Annotated in this window: 10 protein-coding genes; 4 read left to right on the forward strand and 6 right to left on the reverse strand. The window is 72.9% G+C overall.

Annotation, left to right across the window (positions count from 1 at the left end; genetic code table 11):
• Window positions 1–643: 643 nt before the first annotated feature.
• Window positions 644–1,549: a phosphorothioated DNA-binding restriction endonuclease gene (locus AB0G56_RS04875; protein ID WP_360963690.1), complete on the reverse strand. Its 906-nt coding sequence runs from the start codon at window positions 1,547–1,549 to the stop codon at window positions 644–646.
• 264 nt (window positions 1,550–1,813) lie between these two features.
• On the opposite strand from AB0G56_RS04875, the gene AB0G56_RS04880 reads away from it, so the two are divergent.
• Window positions 1,814–2,548: a lytic polysaccharide monooxygenase gene (locus tag AB0G56_RS04880; protein ID WP_360963693.1), complete on the forward strand. Its 735-nt coding sequence runs from the start codon at window positions 1,814–1,816 to the stop codon at window positions 2,546–2,548.
• A gap of 89 nt (window positions 2,549–2,637) precedes the next feature.
• On the opposite strand, the gene AB0G56_RS04885 is transcribed toward AB0G56_RS04880, so the two are convergent.
• Window positions 2,638–2,904, reverse strand: a complete 267-nt coding sequence (locus tag AB0G56_RS04885; RefSeq protein WP_360963696.1) for a GlsB/YeaQ/YmgE family stress response membrane protein — start codon at window positions 2,902–2,904, stop codon at window positions 2,638–2,640.
• Between the two features lie 288 nt (window positions 2,905–3,192).
• Here AB0G56_RS04885 and AB0G56_RS04890 point away from each other — a divergent pair, with 288 nt between their 5' ends.
• From AB0G56_RS04890 to mgtA, 3 genes are all read left to right on the forward strand, one after another.
• A complete protein-coding gene (locus tag AB0G56_RS04890; RefSeq protein ID WP_360963699.1) occupies window positions 3,193–4,377 on the forward strand; it encodes a TerD family protein in 1,185 nt (394 codons plus the stop codon).
• Window positions 4,378–4,490: 113 nt separating this feature from the next.
• Window positions 4,491–4,853: a metalloregulator ArsR/SmtB family transcription factor gene (locus tag AB0G56_RS04895; RefSeq protein ID WP_360963702.1), complete on the forward strand. Its 363-nt coding sequence runs from the start codon at window positions 4,491–4,493 to the stop codon at window positions 4,851–4,853.
• Window positions 4,846–7,524: a magnesium-translocating P-type ATPase gene (gene mgtA / locus AB0G56_RS04900; RefSeq protein ID WP_360963705.1), complete on the forward strand. Its 2,679-nt coding sequence runs from the start codon at window positions 4,846–4,848 to the stop codon at window positions 7,522–7,524. Before AB0G56_RS04895 ends, mgtA begins: the two co-directional genes overlap by 8 nt.
• 73 nt (window positions 7,525–7,597) lie before the next feature.
• Here mgtA and AB0G56_RS04905 read toward each other — a convergent pair whose 3' ends face one another.
• From AB0G56_RS04905 to AB0G56_RS04920, 4 genes are all read right to left on the reverse strand, one after another.
• On the reverse strand, window positions 7,598–8,806 hold the full coding sequence (locus tag AB0G56_RS04905) for a helix-turn-helix domain-containing protein (protein WP_360963707.1): 1,209 nt from the start codon (window positions 8,804–8,806) through the stop codon (window positions 7,598–7,600).
• A gap of 231 nt (window positions 8,807–9,037) precedes the next feature.
• Complete coding sequence (locus AB0G56_RS04910) at window positions 9,038–9,988, reverse strand: hypothetical protein (RefSeq protein ID WP_360963710.1); 951 nt, start codon at window positions 9,986–9,988, stop codon at window positions 9,038–9,040.
• A 35-nt stretch (window positions 9,989–10,023) separates the two neighbouring features.
• Window positions 10,024–11,646, reverse strand: a complete 1,623-nt coding sequence (locus tag AB0G56_RS04915; RefSeq protein ID WP_360963713.1) for a DUF6801 domain-containing protein — start codon at window positions 11,644–11,646, stop codon at window positions 10,024–10,026.
• A gap of 210 nt (window positions 11,647–11,856) precedes the next feature.
• Complete coding sequence (locus tag AB0G56_RS04920) at window positions 11,857–12,483, reverse strand: hypothetical protein (RefSeq protein ID WP_360963716.1); 627 nt, start codon at window positions 12,481–12,483, stop codon at window positions 11,857–11,859.
• Window positions 12,484–12,723: the final 240 nt, after the last annotated feature.

Raw genomic sequence — 12,723 nt, forward strand, 5'->3', positions numbered from 1 at the left:
AAGGGGGCAGGGACCAAGCCGCCGTGTCGGAGCGCTGCTGGCGGCCGGCCTCTACGCCTCGGGCGACGTGGCTGCCGGCGGCGCACCGCCGCCAATGTAGGGAGCCGATCCGCGACCCGGTAGGAGACGAAGCCGAATGCCCCCATAACTGCCCTGTATGGCTCATGCTGCTGCTGCTGCGCGCCGGCCGGCTCCAGGATTGCGCGGGGGCGGTGGTGAGCAGCCGGGCGAGGCGGGCGCCGCGACGGGTGGAGGACAGCAGCTGGGAGAACGTTTGTGCGGCGCGGGGGAGTTGGAGCGCGCTGGGCTTCATGGGGCCACGACGGCGGGCGAGCGGGGTGGATCCAGATGCGCGATCCGTACGCTGAGTACGGGCACAGTCGGTGGACGGTGCGACGATCCTTCCGTCACGCCGTGTGCCGTTGGGCGCGGGAGTGCAGCACGGTATGGATGCACCTGGAGGTGGCCGCGGATGGCACACGGCGGCGCGAGCGAGAACGAGGACCTGGCGGTCTGCGAGGCGGAGCGGGAACCCGACCCCTTCACGGGCGGAAACTGAAGCAAGACCGAGGCGTACCGGTGGTTCCCCTCGGCGGGGTCCGCGGTGCGCCTGGGCCACGTGGCTGTCGCTTCTCCCGCGTCGTCAAGCGGCCCGGGTGCGCGGGGCGCCGCGGAAGACCTGGGTGGTGTGCCAGGAGCGGTGGGCGTCCGCGACGGGGCGGGTTCCGGGTTGCGGTCCGGTCAGCGGACGGCCGGCGAGGGCGGTGACGTGGTCGCGGGCGGCCGGGCTGCGGCCCACGAAGTGCCGTGAGACCAGGACGCGGTGGCCGTCCCCTATGCCGAGGACGCCCTTGTCGAACAGCTTGTGGTGCAAGGAGCACAGGCACAGCCCGTTGTCGACGTCGTCCGGGCCCTCGAACGCCCACCATCGCACGTGGGCGGCCTCCAGGCCGACGGGAGCGGAGTCGATCATGCCGTCGTAGCCGCAGAAGGCGCACCGGTACTCGTAGGCGATCAGCACCATCTCCCGCATGCGGCGGTCCCGTTGCCGCCTGGCCGGAATCGCCGTTCCGGGTGACGGCGCTGCCTGGAGGTACGGTTCCGGGTCCAGGCCCACCGCGTCGCACAGGTCCTGGTGCAGGGACGGGGGGAAGTGCTGGTCCAGCAGCGTGCGCGCCATGCGGGCCAGCAGCGACGGTTCGTGCCGGAGCGCCGTCCGCAGGTCCGGGGCCAGTCGCCCGGTGGCGCCGCTCGCCCGCAGTTCCCGTACTCCCGTGCCCGGGCTGCCGGTTCCGCGATCGGTGCGGACCTCCCAGACCCCGTCGTTGACCAGGTGGTGGAAGGGGTAGGCGGGTGTGGTCGGGCGCGCGGGACCGTACTCGGCCAGCAGCCGCTTCAGGTCGGCCTCCACCGCGCTGTACGGCAAGGTGTCGTCGGCGTCCGCCTGGAAACGGCCCAGTGCGTACAGCAGCAGCAAGGGTTTGTGCGGGGCCCGCACCCCGTCCCGGCTCCACTGCTTCAGCTTCGCGGCGCGCTCCAGCCAGTCCATGGGCGGTGATCCTAGTGTCGCGGTGATCCGGCTGGCGCCGGGCCGGCAGCGGTGTCGAGGTGGAAGCGGAGGGTGTGTGCGTCCCCGACGGCGTGAACGTCCTCGGGGCGTGTCGGTCCGGGGACGTTGACGCGCCGGTTCTGCTCAATCCCTTGACCTGCCACGGTCCTTGAGTATGGTCTAGACCAAGTTTCGTAGGTCTAGACCTACATCGGCATGGCCTCCCATGCGTCGGTTCCGACACACCGAGGGAAGTGATGTGGCATGGACACGAAAAGACGGGTGGCTGTCGCGATCGGGGCGCTGGTCGCCCCGGTGCTCGCCGTCAGCCTTCCGGCGGCTTCGGCCAGCGCGCACGGCTGGGTCACCCTGCCCACCAGCCGGCAGGAGCAGTGCGCCGAAGGCGTCGTCGCCTGCGGTCAGATCAAGTACGAGCCGCAGAGCGTCGAGGGGCCCAAGGGCCTGCAGAGCTGTAGCGGCGGGCACGCGGAGTACGCCGAGCTGGACGACGACAGCAAGGGCTGGAAGGTCACCCCGGTCGGCTCCACGGCGACGTTCACCTGGCACAACACGGCGCGGCACTCCACCGCCAACTGGCAGTACTTCATCGGCGGACAGAAGATCGCCGAGTTCGACGGCCACAGCCAGCAGCCCCCCGCCGACGTCAGCCAGCAGGTGAACTTCGGCGGCTTCACCGGCCGGCAGAAGGTGCTCGCCGTCTGGAACATCGCGGACACCGGCAACGCGTTCTACTCCTGCGTCGACGTCAACATCGGCGGCACCGGCGGCGGTGACGGCGGCGGGAACGGTGGGGGCAACGGCGGTGGGGACACCTGCACCGCGCCGGTCTGGGACCCCGCGCGCGTCTACAACGGCGGCGACACCGTCTCCTACGGCGGCCACACCTGGCGTGCCAAGTGGTGGGTGTCCGGCGACAAGCCCGGCACCACCGGCCAGTGGGGCGTCTGGGAGGACCTGGGGGCCTGCCCGGCCGCGTGATCCCCGGTTCCTCGCGCGAGTGCGAGTACAACGGTGGGGCGGAGCGCAGTGCGCCGCCCCACCGGCGACCCGGCCTGCGAAGTCGCCGGTCAGTCCCGTGAGTTGCCGAACAGCAGCCGGTAGAGGACGAGCAGCACCAGCGAACCGCCGATCGCCGCGCCCCACGTGTAGGGGTCGAAGAAGTGCTTCTCCACGGTGCGGTCGAAGAAGCGGGCGGAGAGCCAGCCGCCCACGAAGGCGCCCGCGATGCCGATGAGGGTCGTACCGACCAGGCCGCCCGGGTCGCGGCCGGGCAGCAGGATCTTGGCGATCGCTCCGGCGAGCAGGCCGAGGATGATCCAGCTGATGACGCCCACTATGTCGTCCTCCAGACGAGTCGAGGTGTGCTGCGTGTTCGTGTTGTCGGATTGCGTGGTTGCGCAATCCTAGGGGGGCATCGGACCAGGGGCCACCTGACCTCCATCTGACCTCCATCCGGCCTTGCCACACTCTGCCTCCGTCTGGCCTTGCCCGTCCGTACCTCCGTCCGGCCCCGCCCATCCCTCTCATTCGTGAAATTGCGCAAGCCGGGAACTCCGTCGAGGTGTCCTCGCGTTGATCATGACGACGACGGCGGGAAGCGGAAGCGGCTGCGGAGGACGTGGATGAGTGTGCCCCTGACCAAGGGCGGCAACGTGTCACTGAGCGGGCAGGCCCCGGGCCTGGACGCGGTGACCGTCGGGCTGGGCTGGCAGGTGCGGACCGGCTACGAGCCGGACGCGAGCGCCCTGCTCTGTGACGTGTCGGGGAAGGTGCCGTCCGACGAGCACTTCGTCTTCTTCAACAACCCGGCCAGTCCGGACGGTTCGGTCCGCCACCTCGGCGGCGGCCCCGTCGACGGCGACGACCAGCGGATCGAGGCCGACCTGGACCGGGTCCCCGACCGCATCACGAAGATCGTCTTCGCGGTGTCGCTCTACGAGGGCGCGGCGCGCGGCCAGAGCTTCGGGCAGGTGCCCCGGGCGCACATCTGCGTCCTCGACCGGGAATCGGGCGCCGAACTGGCCCGCTACGACCTCGCGGCCGGCGGCCTGTCCGGCGAGACCGCGCTCGTCTTCGGCGAGCTGTACCGGCACGGTGCGGGGTGGAAGTTCCGCGCGGTGGGCCAGGGCTACGCCTCCGGGCTCGCCGGCATCGCCACCGACTACGGGGTGGACGTCCTGCGCGGGACGGCGCCGAGCACCGCTCCGTCCCCGGTCAAGCCCCCGCAGCCCGCGGTGCCGTCGCTGTCCGCCCCTCCCGCGCCGGCGCCCCCCGTGTCGGCACCGCCTCCCGCGGCGTCGGCCCCGCCTTCCCCCTTCTCCCCGCCGGCTCCTCCACCGCCTCCTGCGCCCCAGCCGCCCCAGTCACCGCCATCACCTCCAGGGAGTTCCGCCATGACGTGCTTCTTCGATGCCCAGCACGGGCCCGGTACGACCACCGTGACCTGGTCGCCGCAGTGGGGTGCGGCCAGGCCGGTGCAGGCGTGCGGCGGCTGCGCACAGCGCGTGCAGACCACGGCACCGCCCTTCTACACCCCGCCGCAGCCCCAGCAGGGTTACCCGCAGGCGGTGCCCCAGGCCGGATACCCGCAGCCGGGGTACCCCCAGCAGGGATATCCGCAGCAAGGGCACGCTCCCGAGTACGGGTACCCCCGGCAGGGCGCCCCGGAGCAGGGCGGCGGACGCCGCTTCGGGACCGGGGCGCTCATCGGTGCCGGTGCGGCCGGCCTCGTGGGAGGCGCCCTGCTGAACGAGGCGTTCGACGACGACGAACCGGACGTGGTGGTGAACAACTACTACGAGGACTGACAGCCGGTTGCCGCGGGAGCGACCGCGCGGCGCCGCAGGCCCGGGCACCTACACTGGTGGGCGCACACGTGCCCGGCCGGGCAGAGGGCGGACGGGAGAGGCGGGAGAGGGCTGTGACGGGGAGAGCCGGTGGCTTCGACGACCCGCCCGCCGAGGTGCTGGCCTCCGCGGCCGCCGCGTTCGGACTGCTCGCGTCCTCCGCCCGGCTGCACCTGATGTGGGCGCTGTCCCAGGGCGAGAGCGACGTGACGCACCTCGCCGACCGCGTGGGCGGCGCGCTGCCCGCCGTCAGCCAGCACCTGGCCAAGCTGAAGCTCGCCGGACTCGTGCGCTCCCGCCGCGAGGGCCGGCGGCAGGTGTACTACGTCGACGACCCCGACGTCGTCACCGTGGTCCGGGTGATGGTGGGGCAGCTGACCGCGCGTTCCCAGCACGCCCCGGCGGCGGTGCGCGCGCTGCGCGGGAACGGTGCCTGAGAGCACCGCGCGGTCGGGGCGGCAGCCCGCCGGGACTCCTGAACCGCCGGCCCTGGCGGCGGCCCCCGAGGGGCCGGAGCCGGGGCTCCCCGCGCCGACGGTCCTCGAAGTGCTGCGCCGGCTGGACGGCGGCCCGCGCGGTCTGACCGAGACCGAGGCCGGACAACGGCTGGCGCGGCTGGGCGAGAACACCGTTCCGGCCCGGCGCGATCCCTCCTGGCCGCGGCTGTTCGTCCGCAGCCTGCGGGATCCGTTCACGGCGGTGCTCGGGTGCCTCGGGCTGGTGTCCGCGGCCGTGTCCGCCTGGGGCACCGCCTCGGTGATCCTCCTGCTCGTCGTGGTGAGCTGCGTCCTGCGGGCCTGCGGGGAGCACCGGGCCGACCGGTCCGCCGCCGCGCTGCGGGATCTGGTCGCCACGACCGCCACGGTGCTCCGGCGGGACGACGAGGACGCACCGCCGGTGCCCCGCGAGGTGCCCGTCGCCGACCTGGTGCCCGGTGACGTCGTCCGGCTCGGCCCGGGCGACCTCGTACCGGCGGACGTACGCCTGCTGCGGGCGAGCGGCCTGACCGTGCACCAGGCCGCGCTGACCGGCGAGTCCGCGCCCGTCGCGAAGAGCGCCGGCGACCTGCCGCGCGCCGCCGGCCAAGGAGTCTTCGACCAGCCGCAGCTCTGCTTCCTGGGCAGCAGCGTAGCCTCCGGGAGCGCCGCCGCCGTGGTCACCGAGACCGGCGCGCGCGTCCGGTTCGCCGCCGCGCACGACCCGGCGGCGAACCGGCCCCGGACGAGCGCCTTCGACCGGTCGGTGCACGGCATCTCCTGGCTCCTCATCCGGTTCATGCTGCTCACCCCGCCGCTGGTGCTGACGGCCAACGCGGCGCTGCGCGGGCGCGGCCTGGAGACGCTGCCGTTCGCGGTGGCGGTGGCGGTCGGGCTGAGCCCGGAGATGCTGCCGGTCCTGGTCACCCTGTGCCTGGCCAGGGGCGCCTCGCTGCTGGCCCGCGCCCACGGTGTGATCGTCAAGCGGCTGCCCGCCCTGCACGACCTGGGCGCGGTCGACGTGCTGTGCCTGGACAAGACCGGCACCCTCACCCAGGACCGGCCGGTCCTCGACCGCGCCCTCGGCCCCGACGGCCGGGACGACCCCGACGTCCTGCACTGGGCCGCCGTCAACGCCTGGTGGACCCTCCAACTTGCCGACCTGCCCGAACCCGACGCCCTCGACGAGGCCATCCTGGACGCGGCCGACGAGGACGCGCTCACGGCGTACGACGGCACGGCGGCCATCGCCTTCACCCCGGCCCACCGCCTCGCCACCGCCGTGGTCAGGACACCCGGCCGGCTCGGCACGCACACCCTGGTCGTCAAGGGCGACGTCCAGGCGGTCCTCGAACGCTGCGCGCTCGGCGACGACGAACGCGAACGGCTCGGCCGCCTGACCCTCCGCCACGCCGACAGCGGGGTGCGCGTCCTCGCGGTCGCCACCGCCGAGCGCTCCGCCCGCCGGGGCGCCTACACGCCCGCCGACGCGCGCGGCCTCACCTTCCGCGGGCTGATCACCCTGCGGGACGCGCTCGCGCCCACCGCCGCCGACGCGCTCGCCGTCCTCACCGCCCGCGGCGTCACCGTCAAGGTCCTCACCGGCGACCACCCGGGCACGGCCAGGCGCGCCTGCCTCGACCTCGGCGTGCCCGTGGGGGAGGGCACCGTCCTCACCGCCGACCGCGTCGACGCCCTCACCGACGACGAACTCACCGAAGCGGCCGGCCGTACGACCGTCTTCGCCCGCTGCACCCCGGAGCACAAGGCACGGATCACCGGGGCGCTGCGACGGTCCGGGCGCACGGTGGGTTTCCTCGGCGACGGGGTCAACGACCTGCCCGCGCTGCGCGCCGCCGACGTGGGCATCGCCCCGCGCGAGGCCGCCGACGTGGCCCGGGAGAGCGCGGACGTGGTGCTCGCCGAGAAGGACCTCACCGCGATCGCCCACGCCGTCACCGCGGGCCGGCACGCCGGGGACAACATCGCCACCTACCTGCGGGTCACGCTCTCGTCCAACCTCGGCAACGTCCTCGCGATGCTCTGTGCCGGACTGCTGCTGCCCTTCCTGCCGATGCTCCCCGCGCAGGTCCTGGCGCAGAACCTGTGCTTCGACGCGGCCCAGCTGACCTTCGCCCACGACCGGCCGCATCCGGCGGCACTGCGGCGGCCGGCCGTGCTGGACCCGCGCGACCTGCTGCGCTTCATCACCGGCTTCGGCATGCTCAACGCCGTCGCCGACCTGGCCACCTTCGGCGTTCTCGCGCTCGCCCTGCACGGCCCGGGGGCCGGGGACGACGGGGCGGTGTTCCACTCCGGCTGGTTCACCGAGAACCTGCTCACCCAGGCCCTGGTCATGGTGCTGCTGCGCGTCGGCCGGCGCAGTGCCGAGGGGAGCGGACCCGGCCCGGTCGTGTGGGCCGCGCTCGCCCTGGCCGGAACCGGCCTGGCGCTGCCGCCCTCGCCGCTCGGACCGGTACTCGGACTGACCGCCCTGCCGGCCGTCTACTACCTGCTGCTCACCGTCGTCCTGGTGCTGTACGCGGGGGCCCTGCTGGCGGCCAGGGCGCGCTACGAGCGTCGTGCCGGGGCAGGGACGGCGGCGTGCGCCGGGGGAGGAGCGGCGGCATAGCCCACCGGCTCCCGCGAACTTCCCCGTCTCCCTCGGTCCCTCGGCTCGACTGGGCCCGTACCGTACCGCCTCCTCAGACCCCGTCGCCGTCCCGCAGGTGCAGCGAGCGCAGGGCGGCCTCCAGGGCGAAGCGGTGGTCGGGGTCGGCGAGGCGGTCGCCGAGGCGGGCGTCCAGGTTCCGCAGCCGGTAGCGGACGGTCTGGGCGTGCACGCCCAGCATCTCGCCGACCTGTTCGGCGGGCGCGCGCGTGGAGACGTGCACGCGCAGCGTCTCCACGAGCCGGTCGCGGCGGCTGGCGGGCAGGCCGTCGAGCGGGGCCAGTTCCCTGGCGGCGAGGTGGGAGACGAGCGAGGGGTCGGACAGCAGCCACAGCGTCACCAGGTGGTCCTCGCAGCGGACCAGGGGCGCGTCGGCCACGACGCCCTCGTCGATCAGCTGGAGCACGCGGCGCGCCCACCGGATGGAGTCGGCGGCCTGGGTGAGCGGTACGGTCAGGCCAGCCACGGCGTGCGCGCCGGCCAGGGCGGTGTCGAGCATGGCCTGCCGCTGCGGGGTCAGCTCGCCCGGCAGGAGCAGGTGCGGCTGGGGGATGTCCAGGTCCGCGAGGACGTCCGCGGCCAGGCCCGCTTCCAGGTGGTCGGGGGCGGGGGAGCGCAGCGCGACGAGGGTGACGTGGGCGGGCAGCGGCCAGGCGGCGGCCTCGCACAGGTGGGACACGGTCGACTGGGGCAGCGGCGGGGCGGCCAGGATCAGGTGGAGCAGTTGCCTGCGCAGGGCGGATACCTCGCAGGAGCCCCGCGACTGCACCTCGACGTAGCCCTCGCGGGAGATCGCCTCCAGTTCCTCGACGTAGGCGAACAGGGCGTCGGCGAAGGCGAGGATGACGGTGGGGGAGAGGTTGTACTGGCGGCCCACGGCCTTGGCGCGGCGCAGCGCGATCCGCGCGCCGAGCCGGTAGGCGCCCTGGAGGGTGTCGAGTTCGCGGCCCTCGTAGGCCTCGACGCGGCCGAACTTGCGGAGCAGTTCGTCGCGGAGTGCCGAGTTCTTGCCGGGTTCGGCGACGCGGTCCACGAACGCGGACAGCGCCTGTTCGACGCCCTGGCGGATGGCGTCCGCGTTCGGCCCGTTGAGCAGGCGGCCGTAGACCGGGTAGGCGCGGGTGACCTCGATGCGTATCTCCTTCATGAGACCGGGTAACTCCGGTCTCATGAAGGCCGCGAACTCCTTGGGCAGGGGGTCGAGCGGTTCTCCGACCTCCGGCGTCCGTACGGTTGAAGGCATGAGTTGGTCGTCCCTTGCTCTTCCGACGCGCCCGGTGGGGGGACCGGCCGCGTGCCACCCGCCGCCGCGTCGACGGGCGGTGGAGGGCAGGCGGCCGGTCGTCAGGTGCAGACCTGTGTGAAAGGTGAAGCTAAATCAACTTCCTTGATCCGTACACAGGTTGTGCACACTTTGGTGCCGTGGGGCGGGGGCGGCCGGCCGGGACGGCTGATAATCGCCGCCTTGCGGCCATTACCTGACGGCGGAGTTCCAGTTCCGCGCGAGGACCTTGCCCGCGTCCGGTGCCGCGGTGCCGGGGGCGTTCAGGCCGGCCAGGTAGGTCTGGGTGTCGTTGAGGGTGATGCTGTTCTTCCCGGCGGCGGAGGGCAGCCCCGTCTTGAGGTTGACGGCCGCGTCGATCAGGCCGAACAGGCCCAGGCCGCAGCCGCTGGCGCCGGGCACGGCGAAGGTGCTGTCGTTCTGGGTGGCGCCGGTGAGGTTGATCCGGCTCATGTCGCCGTCGTCGGCGAGGGTGCCGTCGCCCTTGAAGAACGTCATGCCGAACTCGGGGTAGTTCAGGTTCTGCGGGCGCAGCACGATCGGGTTCGACTTGGTGCCGATGTAGCAGTTGCCGCCCAGGAACGGGTTCTGGAGGTGGATGCGGACCGGGAGGGAGACGATCGGCTCGCCGGTGACGATGCCCGCGGTCTGGTCGAAGCCGGTGGGGGCGCCCACGGACTCCACGGTGGCCGTGATCTTGTTGAGGCTGCTGTTGGTGATCTGCTCGCAGATGGCCGTGATGGCGGGCACGTTGCTCGGGCAGATCAGGCCGAGCAGACCGCCCGGGACGGTCGCGGAGTCCGCGATGATCGCCCCCGCGGACGGGGACACCACCGTGCTGGTGCCGTCGGAGTTCTGTACGACGCCCATCTGGAGGTCGGTGCGGCCCGTCGTCACGGTGGTGTTGCCCAGCTTGATGGAGCCGCCGGCCGAGGTGGAGACCACGCACTGCGGCGTCTGGACCTGCCCGTCGGCGGCCAGCATGGCGGGGGCGTTCACGGGACAGCGGGTGAAGGGCGCCCACTCGCCGTTGAGCTGGGTGGTCGCGGCGGTCGCCGTGCCCGTGGAGGCGAAGGCGCCGAGGGCGGTGCCGAGCACGGTGAGGGTGGTGGCGAGTCTGGCACGGCGGGAGAACCGGTTCATGGGGTGCCTTCCGTGAGAGTCCGAGGGGGAGGGGATCAGCGTTCGGGTACGGGGATCTGCGCCGGCTGCAGGTCCTTGGTGCACTGGCCCTCGACCGGCGCGGCCAGGCCGCACGTCTGGCCCTGGATCTGCTTGATGTAGTTGCCGGGGCCGGAGACCGCCGCCGTGAGCAGACCGTCGAGGTCCTCGCCGCCCGCGCCGCAGCCGGTGAAGGCGGGGATCGTCGTCTCGCCGGTCAGCGGGCCGCCCGAGAGCAGGATGTAGCCGGTGGCCTGTTCGCCCAAGGCGTACTCGCCCTTGCCGTGCAGCACCAGGTGGTCCTCCGGGTGCTTCGCGGGCTCGGGGTCGGCGGAGCTGAGCGACGTGCGGGTCCGACAGGAGCTTCCGACGTCCAGGGGGGTGCCGTTGACGGTCAGCGAGGTGACCCGCAGGACCAGAGGGACGCGGATGTAGGTGTCCATCGTGGTGTAGTAGGTCGACGTGTCCATGTGGCCGAGGGAGTCGATGGTCAGCGGTGCCGTCTGCTCCAGCACCATGGTGGCCGTCGCCGGGACGAAACCGAAGGTCAGGAAGGTGGCCTTGAACGGGGCGGTCTGCGCCCGCCCCTGATAGGAGAGCTGGCCCTCGGAGTGCTGGGTGATGACGGCCGGGCCGTTGCCGTCCGGCGGGAACTGGAAGTCCGGCTGGCCCTGCTCGATCAGCGCGCACGACACCGGGATCAGCGACGCGCCCTTCTGCTTGCGTACGTTCGCGTAACCGGTGATGTACGAGTTCAACGACATCTCGTCCGAGGGGTGCTGGGCGTCGTAGCGGCACGGCGGGACGCCGCTGCGGTCGGTGGTGGAGCCGGGTGCGGTCCCTGCGATCTTCGGGGCCCGTCCGCTCTGCGGGCTGCCGGGATGCGGCTGCGGTCGCCCGGACGCCGAGGACGACGCCGACGGGGTGCCCGGACCCGTGCCGGTCGGTGAGGCGGACGGCGAACCGCCCGGCCCGGACGTCACCGACCCGACCGGCACGGTGGCCAGCAGTCCGTTGCCGGGAGCGTCCTTGTCCAGGGTGCACCGCACCGTGGTCGGGGCGGGGCCGGTGGCGGCGGCGGTGGGGGTGCCCGTCGCGGCGGCGGAGCCGTCCGGCGCACTCACGGCCAGGTCGATCTCCAGGTCGCCGGCGGAGAGCGTCAGGTCGCCGGTGCTGCGTGCGGTCACCGAGGGGACGTCACCGGTCGCGGTCAGGGTGAGCGGGCCGGACTCCGGGACGGTGACGGGTTGCACCGTGCCGCGCCAGGTCGCCTCGGCCGTGGCCTTGTTCTGGGCGACCGCCACGGTCAGACGGGTCGCGGCGCTCACCTCGCCGCCCTTCGGCACGCCCAGGTCGACCGCTGCCGCGGCCGGCAGTTCCACCGTGGTGGTGACCCGCGTGGGCCGGATCGCCTCACGGGGCTCCACCCGGTCCGGGAGGCTCGCCGAGACGCGTACCGTCGCCTGCTGCCGGCCGGAGGGGAAGGCGCACGCGTAGGGGAGCGCGGTGTCGACCTGCTGCGCGTCGGCGGTGGCGACGGCGGCCGGGACCATGGCGGCGAGCACGACCAGCGCGGCGGTCGCCGCGCTCCTGGCGCGGGACCGGCGGGTCCCACGGTGGGTTGCGTGGGGGCCTGTCATCTACTGCTCCGGGGTGTTTCGTTCGGGCACGGGGGGTCCGTGGCGGTGGTGACGCGCGTGCCGCAGCCGCGGCACACCGACCCCACCGGCGTTTCGCCGGTGAGCGTGCGGACGCCGGCGCCGCGGACCGCCTTGAGCTGCACACCTCCGACCGGCCGCAACCGCCCGGCCGGGGCTGTCCCGGGCGGGCGGTTGCGAGCGGAGGGTGTCTTACGGGTTCGAGCCGACGATCGTCGGGATGGTGCTGGTGCCCTTGACCTTCACGGCGTAGTTGCCCTTGAAGGTGGGCTTGGTGGACGTGGTGACGACCGTGCCGCAGCCGCTGGCGGCGGTGACGGCCAGGTCACCGGCGACGCTGTTGACCGCCAGGATGCCGGTGGAGTTGGTGTACGTGGCGGAGGCCTTGCCCTCCACGGTGAAGTGGCAGGCACCCGCGGCCACGTTCGCCTTGACGCTTCCGACGTAGCCCTTGGTGACACCCGCGGTGTAGTCCTGCGCGACGACATGCCAGGTCCCGACCGGGGTGGCCGTGACGGCACCCAGGATGCTGGTGCACGGGGAGCTGGTGGTGCCGAAGTTGATGGCGGTGATGTCGGCGACCGACGCGGGGTTGCCGGTGGCGCTCGCCATGGTGCCGGACGCCCCCGAAGTCGTACACGTCATCGGGATGTTGGCGGTCAGCACGATGTTCCCGCTGTTGGTCGCCGTGAAGTTGGCCGGCGTCGGGTTCACGGTCCAGATGGTGGAGGCGTTCGCGGAGGCGGGGGCGACGGCGATGCCGAACGCTGCCGCGCCCGCTCCCGCCACGACGGCGATCCTTCTGATGGACTTCTTCATGGCTCTGGGACTCTCCTTGGGGATTGACCGGCAGAGGCGGACCGCCACAGAACGGATGGAGCGGGAGTCGTGCGGCCCGGGGGATCGGAATACCTCGATCGCGAGCACCGACGTTACTTGCGGGAAACTTGGCCGAACAATGCCGCCGACCATGATTCTTTGAAAAGGCCGGCCGTCTGTCCAGCCGGTGAGCACTCGTCGCGCCGGCTTAGTCATCCGCTGCTAAGGCCGGATCGGCCC

It is taken from the genome of Streptomyces sp. NPDC021356 (genome assembly GCF_040641015.1).
Lineage (GTDB): Bacteria > Actinomycetota > Actinomycetes > Streptomycetales > Streptomycetaceae > Streptomyces.

Bases quoted from the DNA above. Each gene is read 5' to 3' on its own strand.
- AB0G56_RS04915 (WP_360963713.1), bottom strand. From the start codon at position 11,646: ATGACAGGCCCCCACGCAACCCACCGTGGGACCCGCCGGTCCCGCGCC.
- AB0G56_RS04905 (WP_360963707.1), bottom strand. From the start codon at position 8,806: ATGCCTTCAACCGTACGGACGCCGGAGGTCGGAGAACCGCTCGACCCC.
- AB0G56_RS04890 (WP_360963699.1), top strand. From the start codon at position 3,193: ATGAGTGTGCCCCTGACCAAGGGCGGCAACGTGTCACTGAGCGGGCAG.
- AB0G56_RS04875 (WP_360963690.1), bottom strand. From the start codon at position 1,549: ATGGACTGGCTGGAGCGCGCCGCGAAGCTGAAGCAGTGGAGCCGGGAC.
- AB0G56_RS04920 (WP_360963716.1), bottom strand. From the start codon at position 12,483: ATGAAGAAGTCCATCAGAAGGATCGCCGTCGTGGCGGGAGCGGGCGCG.
- AB0G56_RS04880 (WP_360963693.1), top strand. From the start codon at position 1,814: ATGGACACGAAAAGACGGGTGGCTGTCGCGATCGGGGCGCTGGTCGCC.
- AB0G56_RS04910 (WP_360963710.1), bottom strand. From the start codon at position 9,988: ATGAACCGGTTCTCCCGCCGTGCCAGACTCGCCACCACCCTCACCGTG.